Here is an 18086-nt window from a genome sequence, read left to right as displayed (position 1 = left end):
ATAAATTGTTAAAAATAAGGATAACTTGTTAAGTTAAGGCAGTTTGGTTCATGCACATTTTTCTTCTGGAGGATCTTCGTGGATTTTGAGCTTCGCTTTACTAATAAAGAAATAACGGCTTGGGGTGACATAGGGTTGATGAAGTAAATGCGGGGCTGAATTGAGTTCAATAAAGCTGTGGTTTGCCGCAACTTGGCAGTAATCGAGGTGATGCATTGATTCTGTTCCTTTTGCCGTTCATGTTATCAGTCTAGTGTGGAGCAAACTGTTTTGAACAGGCAAAAGTAACGCCATATGATCCTGTGCTGAAGAAGCTGTTTGGTTTTAAACGAATGGTCAATTTCAAAGCAACCACGCGGTTATGCAGGAAGATTGATCAAAGCATGAACACGTGGGTATTGGGTAATTTATACCGCTGGTTCTTTGGCAATCTTCACGCTGACGGATTTACATTGGATCTAGATTCAACAGTCATGCCCCCCGATGACAATAGGAAGGCGCGGCGCAAGTTAACATCTACAATCCGCGCAAGTACAGGCGCTATTTTCATCACCCTTTGATGGCTTTTACCGCAAATATTTACATAGTAGCCAAATTTGCATGGTAGCCAATTTATGGCTAAGGTTCGGCAACAGCTATAGCACTAATAATGCATTGGCTTTTCTGGACGACAGTTTAGATAAGCTGGGTGCAAGCAGATCGCGTTGCTGTGGACAGAGATAGTGGTTTGAGTGATACTGCGTTTCTGGATGATTTATTCCATTTCTAAATCAAAACTGACTTTGTCGGCTTCACCTTGCCGTATTATTTATATTGTCTGCGGCTCGCCTTCGCGTCATTTTTGATTTGGAAATGGAATTAGACCGGCATGGCATGGATTATTTGATTACTTTGCACCTGAATCAGCTAATATAACAAGCGCTGGTAGAAGAGACAGGTTGGTGGCCACTCGATGATGGCATAAAGCTAATCGCTTTGGACTATCAGGTGCGAAGTTGGGAAAACTATGCCGAGTGATAGACATTCGGCAGAAAATCGATGAGTGGCCTGATGCCAAAAACAAGACATTGTCTTTATTTGCCGACGATCCGGTTTTTGTTCCTCAATACCGTTACAGTATATTGGTTACGAATACAGGTTCGTCTGCAGCAGAGCTTTGACGTTTGAATCGTGGCCGTGTTGACGGAGAAAACCGTATCAAAGAACTCAAATATGATTTTGGTGAAAAAAGTTTTAATCTCAAGGCTTTCCGGACCACTGAAGCTGCTTTACTGACAGCCATGCTGACCTACAATTTGATGAGTTTGTTTCGCCAAATAATATTACGAAGTGATAGGATTTCAGGCAAACCTGACGTTCAGCATACCTTCAAAACGCTGCGGTATAAGTTCTCTGCTAAAGCTGGCTATATTATCCACAAGGGCCGAAAAAAATGATTAACCTGGCCGTTGTGCTATGCAGCAACGTGAATAAATTAATGCTCTGCAGGACAAGACTAATACATTGATGTTTCTGTTAAATTCAGCCCAATATTCCCCCCCTTAATCGCTTCTAATGGAAAATCCGGGATTATTTATGATGCTCGAGTGGCAAGCTGACGGCAAATTGCCTTGGTAAATTTAATTGGCATTTACTTTGCATCATATAAAAAGACTAATCATATTATAAAAGACCAATCATATGCTCAGACCAAAAGTTCTCATCGTTAATGACCACCCAGCTAGTTTGTTGGCATTGGAAAGTCTCTTAACCCACACAGCGAAAGAAAATGGATTTGACATAGTTACTGCACAATCTGGTAGAGAAGCCTTGCGGCATGTACTGCATCATCAGTTCGCCACCATTTTGCTCGATATCAGCATGCCTGAAATGGATGGTTTCGAAACCGCGGAGATCATTCACTCGCATCCGCGCTCGGCATCAGTTCCCATTATTTTTGTTACGGCGCATCATGATGACGAAATGAACCGACTTAAGGGGTATCAGAAAGGTGCGGTTGATTACCTTTTTATTCCTGTAATTCCCCAGGTATTGCAAAACAAGGTGTTGGTGTTCGTCGAGCTTGCCAAGAAAAACCTGCAGCTGCAATATCAGACTAATCAGCTGGAAGAGCTCAATCGTGATTTGCAGGTAAAGCAGATGCAGGATCTCAAGAAAATTAATGCCGCGCTGGAAGCCGAGATCATTGAGCGCCGCCAAGCGGAAGAACGTGCACATAACCTGGCGACTCGGGACGCGCTTACCGGCTTGCTGAACCGCCGCTCGCTGGTGGAACATCTGAAAGAGGCGATCGCGCGCGCCAAGCGGCAAAAGAAAAGCCTGGCGGTGTTATTCCTTGACATGGATCGCTTCAAAAGTATCAATGACACACTCGGCCACGATGTCGGCGATGATCTGCTGATACAAGTGGCAAAACGGATTAACGGCGCTGTCCGCGGGTCCGATATAGTTGGGCGACTGGGAGGCGATGAATTTGTGGTGTTGATGGAAGGCATGCAATCTTATCAGGACGCGGCGGTGTTGGCAAAGAAGATTGTGCAAGCCAATACGCCACCATGCGCCATCGGCCTACATAGCCTCAACACCTCGGTAAGTATCGGCATCAGCCTGTTTCCACAGGATGGGGATACGGTACAGACCTTGATGAAAAATGCCGACCTGGCGATGTATCATGCCAAGCAGCAAAGTCGCGGTAGCGTGCAATTCTTCCACGAAGAGTTGAACAAGCGCCTGCTTGAGCGCATACAGCTTGAGCAGGAAATGCAATACGCATTGGAAAAAAATGAATTTGAGCTGTATTATCAGCCCAAAGTGGATATTCTTTCTAACCAGATCATCGGCATCGAAGCGCTACTGCGCTGGCATCATCCACGCCTCGGACTGATTACTGGAGCCGACTTTATCTCCGCAGCCGCTGACAGCGGGCAACTCATATCGATAGGTGAATGGGTTATGAATGCTGCTTGCGAACAAGCCAGACACTGGCATGACAATAACTCTGACCTGGGCGGGCTACCGATCGCAATCAATATCGCGATTCCGCAGGTCTATGCGGGACTCCCCTCCACACTCCATAGAACGCTTCACAAGTACGATATTCTCCCGTCATTGATACAACTGGAAATTACTGAATCGCTTTTGATCCGCGACCTGGAAATGGTGACATCTGTGTTGCGCGAAATTAGCGAAAGCGGTATTTCAATCGCTATCGATGATTTCGGCACCGGCTATTCATCGCTTTCGGTGCTGAAAGCACTGCCGATCGATATTCTGAAAATCGACCAGTCCTTCATCCGCGACCTGGGTAAAACCCACAGCGATACTACCATTGTGGCTGCCATCATCAATATGGCACGCGCACTTGCAGTACGTGTAGTAGCTGAAGGCGTGGAAACCAAGGAACAACTGGCGATACTCAGATCGCTCGAATGCGATGAAGTTCAAGGTTTTTATATTTGCCAGCCACTGCCAGCCGATGCGCTGGCACAGCAATTATTGCAAACAACCAGCGTATGTGTCGAGCAGCAAATGAACCTTCACTCATCTTTTTGCTTAAAGCACATACTCTAATCAACTGAAAAACAAGGCACGCTTGATGGATATGAGGACAGATTTGACTGAAGAGTTGGATATAAAGCTCTTACTTAAAGTATTGACCGCTCTCAAAAAGGGCAATTTCTTTATTCGTATGCCATCCGACTGGACCGGCTTATCTGGCAAGATCGCCGATACGCTGAACGATATTATCGAAATAAATCAGCAAATGGCAAAAAGCATCACACATGTCAGCCGGATAGTGGGACGTGAAGGGCAGCTCACGCAGCGCGTCTCGGTCCCGAATGTGGCAGGCGGCTGGGCTGACAAAATCAAAGCCGTCAATATATTGATTGATGATCTGGTTCGCCCGATCACAGAAATGGCGCGTGTGGTCAGCGCGGTCGCCAAGGGTGACCTTTCGCAAACGGTAGCATTGGATATTAACGGGCAACCGCTCAAGGGGCAGTTCCTGCGCGCAGCCTCTACCGCAAATACGATGGTGGACCAGTTGAATTCGTTCGCCTCGGAAGTAACGCGAGTAGCGCGTGAAGTGGGCACAGAAGGCAAGCTGGGCGGCCAGGCCCATGTACCTGGAATCGCTGGTACATGGAAAGATCTGACCGACAGTGTAAACTCGATGGCTGGCAATCTTACCTCCCAGGTGCGCAATATCGCGGAAGTGACTACAGCGGTGGCGCGCGGAGATTTATCGAAAAAAATCACCGTGGATGTGAAAGGCGAAATCCTGGAATTGAAAAATACCATCAATGTGATGGTGGACCAATTGAATTCGTTCGCCTCCGAAGTAACGCGAGTAGCACGTGAAGTGGGCACAGAAGGCAAGCTGGGCGGCCAGGCCCATGTACCTGGAATCGCTGGCACATGGAAAGATCTGACCGACAGTGTAAACTCGATGGCTGGCAATCTTACTTCCCAGGTGCGCAATATCGCGGAAGTGACCACAGCGGTAGCTAATGGCGATTTATCGAAAAAGATCACCGTGGATGTGGAAGGCGAAATACTGAAATTGAAGAATACTATCAATGTGATGGTGGACCAGCTCTCCTCATTTGCATCGGAAGTGACGCGAGTTGCGCGCGAAGTGGGTACCGAAGGAAAACTGGGCGGTCAGGCGCAAGTCAAGGGTGTGGCTGGTACTTGGAAGGATCTAACCGATTCAGTAAACTCAATGGCGGGCAATTTGACTAGCCAGGTGCGAAATATTGCGGAAGTAACGACTGCGGTAGCAAATGGTAATTTGTCGAAAAAAATTACCGTGGATGTGAAGGGTGAGATACTGGAATTGAAGGACACAATCAACGTGATGGTGGACCAGTTGAACTCGTTTGCATCAGAAGTAACTCGAGTTGCACGAGAAGTCGGTACCGAGGGACGTCTGGGTGGCCAGGCTTATGTGCCAGGAGTAGGCGGCACATGGAAGGATCTGACTGACAATGTCAACTTTATGGCATCCAATCTGACCTCGCAGGTGCGCAATATCGCCGATGTGACGAAGGCGGTGGCCGCCGGTGATCTGTCCAAGAAAATCACCGTGGATGTGAAGGGCGAAATTCTGGAATTGAAAAATACCATTAATGTGATGGTAGATCAGCTCTCCTCGTTCGCCTCGGAAGTGACGCGGGTGGCGCGCGAAGTCGGTACTGAAGGCAAGCTTGGCGGCCAGGCCTATGTGCAGGGCGTGGCCGGCACCTGGAAAGACCTCACGGACAACGTGAACTTCATGGCGGGTAACCTGACCTCGCAGGTGCGCGGTATCGCCAAGGTGGTGACTGCAGTGGCCAACGGCGACCTGAAACAGAAGCTGACCGTGGAAGCCAAGGGCGAGATCGCCTCTCTGGCGGATACGATTAACTCGATGACCGACACGCTTGCAATCTTCGCCGACCAGGTGACGACGGTAGCGCGCGAAGTGGGCGTAGAAGGCAAGCTGGGCGGCCAGGCCAAGGTGCCGGGCGCGTCGGGCACATGGAAGGGCCTGACGGAGAACGTGAACCAGCTTGCCGCTAACCTCACCACGCAGGTGCGCGCGATTGCCGAGGTGGCGACTGCCGTGACCCAGGGTGACCTGACGCGATCCATTTCGGTGGAAGCGCAAGGTGAAGTGGCAGTGCTGAAGGACACCATCAACGAGATGATCCGCAACCTGCACGACACCACGCAGGAAAACATGGAACAGGACTGGCTCAAGACCAACCTGGCCAAGTTCTCGCGGATGCTGCAGGGCCAGCGCGACTTGGTCACGCTAGGTCACCTGATCCTGTCTGAACTAGCTGCAGTGGTGGGCGCGCAGCGGTCCGAGTTTTACGTACTGCACTATACCCATGCGCAGCCCAAGCTGGTCCTGATGGCGTCGTACGCTTCGGACGGCCACAGCACTTACGGTAAGGAGGTCAAGCTGGGGCACGGCCTCGTCGGCCAAGCGGCTTTCAACAAGAAAAAGATTTTACTTACATCGAGCTTTCCGGAGACGTTGAAGATCATTTCCGGCCTCGTAGAAAGCGCGCCGCAGAACGTGCTGGTGCTGCCGATCAGCTTCGAAGGTCAGGTCCTCGGTGTAATCGAGCTGGCCTCGATTGAACCCTTCAGCTCGACGCACCATGCCTTCCTGGACCAGCTGACGGAATCGATCGGCCTCGTGATTAGCACGATCGAAGCCAACAGCCGGACTGAAAGCCTGCTGATGCAATCGCAATCACTGGCGCAGGAATTGCAGCAAACCAACCATGAACTGGGGGAAAAAGCGCGCCTGTTGTCCGAACAAAACTTTGAAGTAGAACGCAAGAACCGCGAGGTCGAGCAAGCCAAGCTCGCGCTCGAGGAAAAGGCGGCGCAACTGGCGCTGTCCTCCAAATACAAATCGCAGTTCCTGGCTAATATGTCGCATGAGTTGCGCACGCCATTGAATAGCTTGCTGATCCTGGCTCAGCAGTTAAGCGACAACCCCACAGGCAATCTGACCCACAATCAGGTCGAATTCGCCAAGACCATTTACAGTTCAGGCAATGACTTGCTGACGCTGATCAATGACATTCTCGACCTGTCGAAAATCGAGTCGGGCACGGTTACGCTGGACGTCAGCGAATACCACTTCCAGAACCTGCGCAATTATGTGGAGCGAACTTTCCGCCATATGGCCGAAGCCAAGGGCATCAGTTTCTCGGTAGAGCTGGCCGAGGACTTGCCATTCTCATTGATGACAGATATTACCCGCTTGCAACAAGTACTAAAGAACCTGTTGTCCAATGCATTCAAGTTCACCGCCCGTGGCAATGTATCACTGAAGATAGCGCCGGTACGGGAGGGCTGGAGCATCGGTCATCCCATTCTGTCGAAAAGCGCTATAGTAGTTGCCTTTTCCGTGACCGATACTGGAGTAGGGATTACGGCTGATAAACTGAAACTGATTTTTGAAGCCTTCCAACAGGCGGACGGCAGCACGGCACGCAAATATGGCGGCACCGGACTGGGACTGTCGATCAGCCGCGAACTGGCGCGCCTGCTAAATGGCGAGATCCGGGTGCAAAGCGAACTTAACGTCGGCAGCACATTCACCTTATTCCTGCCTTACAACAGCCATGTTTCCGTCAATGATAAATTGGTGGACCAGTCGCCGCCGCAGGCGACAACGCTGACTACCGGTGTCATCTACACGCCCGAAAAAGCGTTAGACCATGCCGAACCGGCCAGACCGGAACACTCCATCGCCAATCCGACAGTAATGACCACGGCAGGGGATGCAACCTTGGATGACAGGGCGCTGGTTGCATCCGGCGGTCCGTCCATCTTAATTGTAGAAGACGATCCCCGTCTAGCCAAAACCCTGTTAGATTTCGCTCACGAAAAGAATTTCAAGGGTATCGTGGCCGCGTATGGTGATTCTGTACTAACCCTGGCGCGGGATTACCTGCCGACCGCGATCCTGCTGGATATCGATCGGCCCGAGGCTGATGGACTGTCGGTGCTTGACCGCTTGAAGCGCGACCCGGTCACCCGCCATATTCCGGTCCATGTCCTCTCAAACCAGACGGAAGGCGAGCGTAGTCTGCGGCTCGGCGCCATCTCTTACCTGGCCAAACCGGTGAGCTTGCAACGACTGCAGGAAGAATTCATCCGCATCCAGCAATTCCTATCCAATCACAAGCGAAGCCTGCTAGTAGTGGAGAATGACCAGAAGCAGCGCGACGCCATGATTGACTTAATTGGCGAGTCCGATGTGCATATCCTCACTGCCGAAACCGGGCAGCAGGCGCTGGAAACACTCCAATCCGATCATTTCGATTGTATGGTGCTGAACCCCACCCTGCCGGACATGAATGGCTTTGACCTGCTTGACATGATAAGTAAGGATGAAAGCCTGCGCACCATGCCGGTCGTGATCTACGCAGTCAAGAAACTCGAGCGCAAAGAAGCGGCAAAACTCAAGCGTATCACTAAAACCATCGTGGTCAAGGAGGTCCGTTCGTTGGAACATCTGCTGGATGAGACCGCGCTATTCCTGCATCTTTCTCTAGCCAACCTGCCTGAGTCGAAGCAGCGCATGCTGGATGAGAGCCAGGTTGCCGATAACGGACTGAGTGGACGCCAGGTCTTGATTGTCGACGATGACTTGCGCAATATCTTTGCACTAAGTTCGGTGCTGGAGCAACAGCATATGAAGGTATTGTTTGCCGAAAACGGCAAAGATGGCATCGAAGTTCTGGAAAACAATCCATCGATTGAAATCGTGCTGATGGATATCATGATGCCTGAGATGGATGGCTATGATACGATGCAGGCAATCCGCCGCATACCACGCTTCAAGCAATTGCCCATCATTACGCTGACCGCCAAGGCTATGAAAGGCGACCGTGAGAAATGCATTGCGGCCGGCGCATCCGACTATATCACCAAGCCGGTTGATATTGCTCGATTACTTTCAGTGATGCGAGTATGGCTGCATAAATAACTACCGGCTGGCATACCGGCATCGCATCGCTTTGGCACACAACCTGCAACCGCTTTGCCTTTGCCGGCGGTTTCAGGAGGGTATCCATAATAAATTTCTCATAACACCCCATTTGCTGTTTATGGAAAACAAGATGGCTTTGCTGGTTATCCTCTTGGCTAACAGGTAAGAGAGACCGGCATAAACTGATTTATTGGATGTTTTAGATGGGAAATAATACTATAAAAAGAAGCTAATAAACTCTTTCCCCTTAACTTGCTCCCTTGAAAAACAAAACCACCACGATTCAGATAAATATTGCCATTGAAGAATACGAAATGTGCTAGAAGTGAGATATAAAAATTTTTAGTGCTACTTTGAGTATTGAAAAGAAAGCGCTACGCTCTCCCAACAAATGAATTAGCAATGTTGCTCAAGCACTATTCTGTTGGAGGAAAACCATTAATACGATATGCTTTGTAAGCAAACGCAGAATTTACTGCTCAGTCTGAACGTCGCTTATATAATGTTCTATAAAGTATTTCCAGAAATTACGGCAAGAATTTGTGGTTTATTTTCGTTTTATTAGAAAATAATATAGGAAATAACATGAAAAAATATTTATATGCTTTGCTGTTCTTATTTCTGCCCGCTGTGAGCGCCATCGCTACAGAGAATAACGCACCTGAAGAAGTTATTGGAGCGGTTACCGTAGACACAGCGACCGCTAAATGGTTATATGATCAAGGCAATATTTTTATTGATGTGCGTAATTTGGAATATTTCAATTATGAACATATCCGAGGGGCCAAGCATCTGGATGTCAATAGTGAACTTTTCACGGCCGGCGATTTGAATATCCTTGCCGAGAAGGGTCAAGGCGTTGTTTTTTATTGCAATGGGATTCATTGCCTGGGCAGCTCTAAAGCCAGCAAAAAAGCAGCAGAATGGGGATGGCACAAAATCTATTACTATCGAGAAGGATTTCCGAAATGGAAAGAAGCTGGCTATCCTACTGCATCTTTTGAATATCCATAGAGCTTACAGCACTGACTCACTCTATAGAGCACATTTTGTAGGGTTTTATCTTAAGTCAGCTAACCTGGGTAGCTCGCCAGGTTAACATAGAGTCGCTCAAACTGGCGGTTAGATTCATTCATTACTTGGACGTTTGCTGGAGCGTTCGCTCGATCGTTGCCACGATTTCCGAATCAAAAGGTTTCGTATGGGGACTAAATTGCTTGATCAGCTTACCATCCCTACCAATCAAAAATTTATGAAAATTCCAGGTAGGATAAGTGCCAGAAACTTCTGCGAGCTGCTGAAAGAGTGGGTGAGCATCTTCTTTCTTAACAGTTATTTTCTCAAACATAGGAAATTTGACGCCATAAGTTAGCCGGCAAAAATCCTGTATTTCTTCCTCCGTGCCAGGCTCCTGCCCCATAAAATCATTGGAAGGAAAGCCAAGTACTGCGAATCCTTGTTTCTCATATGTCTCGTGCAATTTCTCCAAGCCATCATATTGAGGTGTATAACCACATTTACTGGCAGTATTCACCACGAGCAGCACCTTACCAGAATAGGCATGACATAAGTTAACAACCTCACTGCCTGCGAGCTTTCTAAAATTCTGATCGAGTAAGCCATCCCGACAACTGAAAACAGGTTGAACAAAACAAATTAACACGAATAGCAAAATAATACGCATCAATGTCTCCTTCTGTAAAAATTGATCCTATGGCGCACTTACTGCAAATAATCGTGATTCCTCGTCCTATCTTTCAGCGGACCCAATAAACCGCCTGCGCTCTGTCTTAGTGTGCTGGGTAAGTTGGCAAGCAATACGGTAAGTACGAAGTACTTTTTGCGCATATCCCAGCACGCTGTCATAAGGATAATGAATCACTTCATTCACATCTGCTTCAGGCGCAAAGCCAGCCGGGAAATCGGTTAGCAACTCAATCCCTTCACTCACATGTTCTGCAGTATAAACATGAAACAAGCCTTGAGTAACTGCTTCGATTACATGATGTGACAGCATGAGATGCCTGCGGTTGCGATGAGGAATCAGCACCCCATGCGTCCCATCTAACCCCGCTTTCTCACAAACATTAAAGAAACCTTCTATCTTTTCATTGATACCTCCTACCGGCAGGACTTCACCATACTGATTAATTGCACCCGTCACTGCAATCCCCTGTTTGAGTGACACGCCCGATAATGCAGAAAGTAAAGCATACAATTCTGCACACGAGGCAGAATCTCCTTCTATTCCATTGTACTCCTGTTCAAATACGATAGAAGCACTGAGTGCAAGCGGTGCGATATGCGCAAACAAGGCCGCTAGGTAGCTTTGCAAGATGAACATGCCTTTATCGTGAATCGGGCCGGAAAGCCCTACCTCGCGCTCGATATTCAACACTCCCCCATTCTCACCCGCGAACGTGTGCGCGGTAATACGCACCGGCGCGCCAAAACAATGATCCCCCAAATCTATTTGCGTCAGACCATTAATCTGCCCAACCTTTTTTCCTTCGATCACGATCATGACATCCCCATCGGCGATCGATTCCTGCAAACATTGATCTGGATAATTATGCCGATGGATACGTGATTGCAGCGCATTCTCGACATCAGCCACATCCACGAGGCAACCGGTATGGGCTTTGCACTGAGCTGCGCTCTCCAATACCAGTGTTTCTGTACGGCTAAAAATAGCACTCTGACGAGATTGATCGTTAGCTTCCCGGTGGCAATCTTCCAATAAACGCGCAACCGCAGCTGCGGTAAAATGAGGCAAACCCGCTTCATGACAGGCGTGCGCCACAAAAATGGAAGAAGCAAGGCGGCTTTGCGCGCTGGCTAGGAAGCTATCAGCAAAATCAACCTTGATACGAAAACGCCTGGCAAGCTCTGGATTTTCTTCCTGTAATATATAGTACTGTTCACGCGAGCCGATCAAAATAATCTTAACCTGAATCCGCACTGCTTCCGGTTCGAGCGAAACAGCTGGAATCTGGGTTAAGGTCGTTCCGGGTTCTTCAATTTGTAGTAGATGGCTACGCAGCAAGCGGCATAATTTCTCCCAAAGCAGGCTGTCCACTAACACATCATCGAGGTGCAGCATGAGAAATCCTCCATGTGCCTTCAGCAAACTGCCCGCCCGAATACGCGTAAAGTCCGTCTCGAAAACGCCTTCGATTGATTGATACTCGATGCTGCCAAATAGTGAGCGAAGAGATGGACTTTCTTCAATAATAACCGGTGCTCCCTTCAAATCGTGATTATCTACCACCAGATTAATCTGATAGCGTGCTAATAAGGATTTAATTTCCTCTTTGCGTTTTTCTTCGTCAGCATCAGAGAGTTTGAATAACGCTACATTCTCGAGAATATCCTCTTCCATCTTCACCAGATAGAGGTCAAATTTGCTTCGGTCTTCTGCGGATAATTTCAGCATACTGCGAATTGCCTTTAATTCACCCTCCAGTAGCAACTTGACCTTATTGCGCTGCAACGTCACCAAAGCTTCATCTTTGCTTCGTTCCAAAGGACGTATCTTCTCAAAATAGCGTGCAATTTCAGCCTGCAAGGCTTGTTCTACTTCCTCAATTTCGACTCTTCGCTCCTTAGGTAACGCCAACACTTGGGGTTCAGTTAAAATTTTCCCAGATTTATCCATTAGCGTGAAAACCATACGGCCGGCTTCCCGCTGAATAGCGAAACGATGTTTCTCAGCAAACGCATCAAGCTCGGCAAAAGCTTTAGCTTCTTCCAGTTTAAAGTTTTTTTCAATCCGCTTGCTTTCCGCCTTGAGTTCAGGCTCCTCAAGACATCGGGGTATTTCTGTCTGCAGATATTTCACTAGCTGTATCAGCTTTTGGCGCAACAAACGCCCCTCGCCTGCCGGCAAACGCAAGGCAAGGGGTCTTTCTGGCACACCGAAGTGATGCAAATAACACAAATCAGGCGGAACAGGCCTGTTTGACGCTACTTTCGCCATCGCCTGCCGTAGCAATGAAGACCGTCCACTCCCTACTTCCCCAAGCACGAATAAATTATAATCCGGCTGCTCCATTTCGAGTCCGAAGTAAGCAGCCTTTTCGGCACGCTCTTGCCCGATCCAGGAGAATGGCTGACCGACCAGTTCTGAAGTATCAGTAAATCCAAGTAAATCAGGATTAATCGTCAGGCGAAGCTGGTGCGGAGTCAGTTCAATAATTCGCATTTATCAGTATTTTTATTGTTAGAAAGAAATCCAGAATTGTAACCGTTTAATCACTATTCCTGACAGGAACAATAACAATAACCATGTCACCATCACGTGCCATATTATTTCAGGTTGTGCTATTTTATTAGATAAGCAACACACTTCCGATTCCATTTCCAAATCAAGTATGCTCGAAAGTCAGCCGCAAACAAGTATCAATAATCGACGAGAAAAATCTGAAGAAAACCAAGCTTGATTGGCAATAGGAAGAAGTAGCAGGCGGTTGAAAAATGTATCCAAAGCAATTGATGATAGGCAAAAAAAGCGGATTTATTTTATACCTGATAAATGAGCATTTTGAGTTTTTTTAATACCACAACGGCAACGTAGATCATTTTTCAAAAGCCTGTTATTTCATTTCCAAATCAAACATGACGCGAAGGCGAGCCGCAGACAGTATCCATAATACGGCAAGGTGAAGCCGACAAAGCCGGTGTTGATTTAGAAATGGAATTAGCACTGTTACGGATACTCTCTGCCTAACTACCATTCATTAAAATTGAAATACCATGACTCATCCTACTCGGCCTTTTACTGTTAACCACCGTCTGGTCTTCGGCCTTGCCGCCCCAATGATCCTCGCTTACCTGACGACACCTTTACTGGGGGTAGTCGACACGGCTGTGGTGGGCAGATTAGGAGAAGCTTTCATGATTGGTGGGCTGGCTGTTGGCGCTATTTTAGTTGATGTGATTTTTACTACGTTTAACTTCCTGCGTTCTGGCACTACCGGTCTGACTGCTCAGGCCTATGGCCGGGAGGATGAGATTGAAATTCAGACAACGCTGCTGCGCTCACTGATAATAGGGGTTGCCAGCGGAATCATTTTACTCATGTTTACCCCGCTGCTGTTATCGCTTGGCCTTTATCTGATGGAACCAAGCGAAACGGTTGCTATTGCCACGCAGCAATATGTGCTGATCCGTATGCTGGGTGCGCCAGTGACCTTGGGAAATTACGCCTTGTTAGGCTGGTTCATAGGGCTGGGCAAGACCCGGACTGGGCTACTGCTACAGATTGTGCTCAACGGCAGCAATATTATTCTTTCCATCTTTCTTGGTCTGCATCTGGCGCTAGGGATCGAAGGCGTCGCCGCCGCAACTGTGATGAGCGAATTATTGGCTTTCCTGCTCGGCTTACTGATTTGTTATCCATATTTCAAATGCAGCACATGGCCATCCTGGCTGCGATTGATGGATCGGGCTGCGCTCTGGCGCTTTGCCAACCTCAACTTTGATATTATGCTGCGTTCCTTTGCGCTACTGTTTGCTTTTGCTTTTTTTACTACACAAGGGGCCTATTTGGGCGAACAAACGCTGGCAGCCAATGCCGTGTTGATGAATTTTTTCATGCTGGCCAGTTATTTCCTGGACGGGCTGACATCTGCTGCAGAACAACTTGCTGGTCGCGCCATCGGTGCAAATTATCGCGACGGCTTCATGCGCAGCCTAAAGCTGACCCTAGGCTGGAATATTGTTATGGCAAGCTTGTTGGCGACGATGCTCTGGATCTTGGGTGAGCCCATGATCGCGCTCATTACTACACTAGAATCAATACAAATGGAAGCAGCACAATATCTGCTGCTGGTAGCCCTGTTACCTCTCACTGGAGTGCTTGCCTTCCAAATGGATGGCGTCTTCATAGGCGCTACCTGGTCACGCGACATGAGTCGGATGATGCTGGTTTCGCTCGCTGCTTATCTGGCGGCATGGTGGTGGCTACGTGATTTTGCGAATGATGGCTTGTGGCTCGCTTTGCATGTATTCCTGCTGGTACGTGGCCTTACTTTATCTGCACGCCTGCCGGTAAGAATAAGGCAGGCATTCAGTCAAACCAAATGAAACCCATCCTCTCATTGCATTTCCAAATCAAAATTTGCGCGGAGTTGACACGAAGGCAAGCCGTAGAGCGTATGAATATAATATGAGAAAGTAACTTCATATTTGCTTTTTACTCAACGGCTTGATGTTTTGCGGTCTGATTACTCCTGGCCAAAGGTTATGATGGGTATCCAGGAAAACCAATTCCATTTCACGCAGATGACGTAAGTCTCGTTGCCGTGTCTTATCATTTAGTTTTAAATACAGGCCTGTGTACCAGGGTGCTTGACGGATTTCATCCAGTGGCATTGCGCGACGCCTGCCCAGCAATTGGGAAATAATCGTATATTGACGTACATTGATTCGTTTTTCCTCGAGTAAGCGGTGAAGCTTACTTTCAAACAGCAACAGTGCCGTCATCTGGTTTACCCTGTCTTGCAGCGTATTGATCGTCTGACGAACCCCTTCCAGGTAAAACTCGACAAATGCGTGATTAAGCCACACCTGCCCTTTTTCTGCGGCCTTGCGGCAGGTATTAAATAACGTGAAATAAGTATCGATATGGGCGAGATAATAGCGCGCCAAGGCAAACGGCGCATAGCGATAACCTGCCGCTTGCAGCAAAGTGGCTTCGATTACCCGGCCTACACGGCCGTTACCGTCCCAGAAAGGATGAATGAGCTCATAATAGAGGTGCACCAGCGGCGCCCGAATCAATGCAGGAACGCCTGATCTTTCCATTTCCGCATGCCAATCGATAAGCGCATCCAGCAGGCGATCAATATCCTTACCATATTGAGGTGGCTTATAGCGTCCACCGTGGCCCTCGTCACCAACATAAGTAATATAGTGCTTCGGATTATTGCGAAGCTTGCCAGGCTGATTATTGGGATGGGGAATTTCCAGCGTAATGAGGCGATGCACCTCAAGAATGAACTCCCGATTCAGGGACCACCCGGCAGTTCGGGCAACCTGTTGCGATAAGTCATAAGCAGCCTTGATATTCACTGCACGCCGCTGTTCAATTTCCTTGACCTGCGTTGGATCAAGCATTAAAGCATTTGCAGTTTCATCTTCACTCAGCTTGCCCCCTTCGATGGTATTTGTTCCAAACACACTGCTGACCACCACTTCTCGCTCCAGCTGATTAGCTACTTGAGAAAAAGGTGAGGCAATAAAACGGTCATGCGTATCTTCAGCGCGCTGAAGTGCCAGTTTGATCCGAGCAGCTTCCACTCCCACCTCGAAAACAAACGGACCAAAACGATCCGTGTCAACGCGACGTGTTAAACATTCCAAGCCCGGAGCCAATTCGATGTCAGGCATAATGTCCTCACAAATGTCCTTTTACTTTATAATCAATTCACATATTATTCAGTATATTACATTAAAAAATAGATTATTAATGATTATATAATGTCCATCTGTTACGAATCTATTTGTATAGCTTGCTCGATGAAACGTTTTCCTGGTACGCGGCAGTTTCACCTACCAGGGAACACTATCAGAATCATTCATGCAGTCCTTTAACGGACATATAGCAAGTCAGCTAATTTCATCTCCAATCAAACATGACACGATGATAAGCCACAGGCAGTACAAATAATAGGGCAAGAAAAAACCGACAAAGTCAGATTTCCTTTAAATGGAATAAGAAATTCAGCTACTCTTTTATTGATCAAGTTTTCCAGCTCATAGGAAGTAGTTAACAGTGCTGGGTAACCAAGTAAGCGCGAGATTATTTCTCGCTTTCAGATATTATTAAGAACGAGGCGCCAAAATCAGAGGTGGTTTATTAAACCTGTGGCGGATGGAATTAATTGCTTTCAATATACTGTGTTGACTAACAATTCTAGCTTCCAACTCACGCTTTTTGGGAAAATCCAGTAAAGAAATGCCAATCAGCATAGTCAGTACGCCCTGCCCTGGCACGAATAGCATAATAAGCCCAGCCAGAACGAACACACTACCGACCAGGTTTTTAATGATTAAGCCCATTACCCGTAGCACTGGATGATGATCTTTCATCCAATGGCGAGGGGTGCGCGTGTCAAAATAGTCCGCTGGCAAGCGGATCAGAATGATGGGAATAGCGATCAAGGTACCAATAAAGCCAATAATTGAAGCTATAGTGATGCCAATCAGGATATCGGCCGGAATCCATTGTTGAATTACTTTAAATATTTCACTCATAATGCATATCTTAGCATTTCTTCCAGTTACAAATGAAGGATTCAGCGGTCAGACAACATGATCCGTAATGAAGTGCAGTACTAGCATGATTATTGTGCTGTAATTGCGCTCAAAACAAATAGGTCGTTCTGACATAACGTTTACCAAAGTGCCGTCCGGACCGAGCTGTGAGAAGTAAAAGGTTTACTGTAACGATCTCTATTAGATTAAATACCTATTTTTATATCCTTAATAGTGACCGCTTCCAAAGCATCGAATTTGATAGGATTCATCATTTCTTTTAACAAGTTTTTGATATCTTCCAGACTAGCTTTAGATAAATTGATGTCTAATTCAACGGTTACTTCAACTTTCATTAATAGCCTCCTTTAATAATTTCTTTGCACCTTCTATGGCTCTTCTTTGTTCAAAAAGAATTTGAATTAATTCACCTGGAACCTGCGTTTAGGGTTTCAAAATGATAATTACGGTATCGTGCACCTGTGCATACAACCTCCCCAGTTATCTCCCTCGGTAAAAATCGGTTGATCCCATGCGCAAGTAGTATACCCCCCCTTCTGACGCTTCTTTGACCAGAAAAATAATTTCTCAAGTTTCGGGATTCAATCTTGGCAAAGAAATCAGCATAACCTATTGATTAATATATAACAAAGTCTAAAAAGTGGTAAAATTTAGTTTGCTTGACGAACTTAATTCACCACAAGGAGGCTTTGATGAATCGTGACACAAAACCATTACGCTTGCCAAATTTAATTGGCGATTTACTAGAGTTTAGAGTAAACCATCCCCCACAGCTGGGATTTTTTCCAACTTAAATGACGTAAAGCACTTGATCTTTTTGACGTATTACCTGTTGTTGCGTTATTCCTATCCTGAATTCCAATTTTTATTCCAATCTGGTGGTATGAATTTTTATATTTTGCATGCCACCATGACCGAATAGCGATATGTCTTAAAATATTGACCAGTCCTTTACGAATCTGCCCGGCAGTTTGAGGCTGATGCTTGCGCCATGGGGAATGCTGACACAGTACTGCCACTGCCTGGCTGTTCAAGCCACTCAATAGCTGTACCAAGCCGTAACCCGCCATGGTAATGTGTATCCAGCGATGAAGTGTTTGTCGTGTTTGCTGCCATGCCTCTTTCATTCCCCAAGCCTGTTTCAGTTGATTGAACATGGGTTCAATCGACCAGCGCAGGCTATAGCTTTCTACGATCTGTTCTGCGGTTAACGTGGTATCAGTGCTCAGCAGAAGACTGGCTGTTTTCCATTGGCCAGGCTTATGGTCATTTTCAAACTCGCACCAGACAACCCGAACCA

At 47.2% G+C, this 18086-nt stretch carries 12 protein-coding genes and 1 pseudogene; 6 read left to right on the top strand and 7 right to left on the bottom strand.

Annotated elements, in window-relative coordinates; all coding sequences use genetic code 11:
* Window positions 1-48: 48 nt before the first annotated feature.
* Entirely contained in the window at window positions 49-216 is a 168-nt protein-coding gene (locus BM122_RS23110; protein ID WP_177198042.1) for a hypothetical protein, read from the bottom strand.
* Window positions 217-995: 779 nt separating this feature from the next.
* On the opposite strand from BM122_RS23110, the gene BM122_RS23105 reads away from it, so the two are divergent.
* From BM122_RS23105 to BM122_RS03905, 5 genes are all read left to right on the top strand, one after another.
* The gene (locus BM122_RS23105) at window positions 996-1160 is read left to right on the top strand and encodes a hypothetical protein (RefSeq protein WP_177198041.1); all 165 of its coding nucleotides are present in this window, start codon (window positions 996-998) and stop codon (window positions 1158-1160) included.
* Window positions 1161-1163: 3 nt separating this feature from the next.
* Window positions 1164-1436: a transposase gene (locus tag BM122_RS03920; protein ID WP_074903863.1), complete on the top strand. Its 273-nt coding sequence runs from the start codon at window positions 1164-1166 to the stop codon at window positions 1434-1436.
* Window positions 1437-1680: 244 nt separating this feature from the next.
* Window positions 1681-3570, top strand: coding sequence for a two-component system response regulator (locus BM122_RS03915; protein WP_074903861.1), 1890 nt, complete (start codon window positions 1681-1683; stop codon window positions 3568-3570).
* A gap of 43 nt (window positions 3571-3613) precedes the next feature.
* Window positions 3614-8503 (top strand): HAMP domain-containing protein, encoded by a 4890-nt coding sequence (locus tag BM122_RS03910; protein ID WP_218151982.1) that lies wholly within the window; start codon window positions 3614-3616, stop codon window positions 8501-8503.
* A gap of 588 nt (window positions 8504-9091) precedes the next feature.
* A complete protein-coding gene (locus BM122_RS03905) occupies window positions 9092-9520 on the top strand; it encodes a rhodanese-like domain-containing protein (protein ID WP_074903858.1) in 429 nt (142 codons plus the stop codon).
* A 121-nt stretch (window positions 9521-9641) separates the two neighbouring features.
* Here BM122_RS03905 and BM122_RS03900 read toward each other — a convergent pair whose 3' ends face one another.
* Window positions 9642-10190: a glutathione peroxidase gene (locus BM122_RS03900; RefSeq protein ID WP_074903856.1), complete on the bottom strand. Its 549-nt coding sequence runs from the start codon at window positions 10188-10190 to the stop codon at window positions 9642-9644.
* 66 nt (window positions 10191-10256) lie between these two features.
* Complete coding sequence (locus BM122_RS03895; protein WP_074903854.1) at window positions 10257-12710, bottom strand: Lon protease family protein; 2454 nt, start codon at window positions 12708-12710, stop codon at window positions 10257-10259.
* Window positions 12711-13261: 551 nt separating this feature from the next.
* On the opposite strand from BM122_RS03895, the gene BM122_RS03890 reads away from it, so the two are divergent.
* Window positions 13262-14593 carry an MATE family efflux transporter gene (locus tag BM122_RS03890; protein ID WP_074903851.1) on the top strand — a complete coding sequence of 444 codons (1332 nt, stop codon included), beginning with the start codon at window positions 13262-13264 and terminating at the stop codon, window positions 14591-14593.
* Window positions 14594-14689: 96 nt separating this feature from the next.
* Here the strand turns inward: BM122_RS03890 and BM122_RS03885 are convergent, their stop codons facing one another.
* From BM122_RS03885 to BM122_RS03875, 4 genes and pseudogenes are all read right to left on the bottom strand, one after another.
* Window positions 14690-15898: a Fic family protein gene (locus BM122_RS03885; RefSeq protein WP_074903849.1), complete on the bottom strand. Its 1209-nt coding sequence runs from the start codon at window positions 15896-15898 to the stop codon at window positions 14690-14692.
* Window positions 15899-16333: 435 nt separating this feature from the next.
* Window positions 16334-16765, bottom strand: coding sequence for a PGPGW domain-containing protein (locus BM122_RS03880; protein WP_074903847.1), 432 nt, complete (start codon window positions 16763-16765; stop codon window positions 16334-16336).
* A 206-nt stretch (window positions 16766-16971) separates the two neighbouring features.
* Complete coding sequence (locus tag BM122_RS23100; protein WP_177198040.1) at window positions 16972-17121, bottom strand: hypothetical protein; 150 nt, start codon at window positions 17119-17121, stop codon at window positions 16972-16974.
* Window positions 17122-17632: 511 nt separating this feature from the next.
* Window positions 17633-18086, bottom strand: a pseudogene (locus tag BM122_RS03875) (transposase); the annotation flags it as partial.

Source organism: Nitrosomonas communis (assembly GCF_900114745.1).
Classification (GTDB): domain Bacteria; phylum Pseudomonadota; class Gammaproteobacteria; order Burkholderiales; family Nitrosomonadaceae; genus Nitrosomonas; species Nitrosomonas communis_A.
The sequence above is the reverse complement of the archived record's forward strand: the minus strand, read 5'-3'. Positions and strand labels throughout refer to the sequence as shown.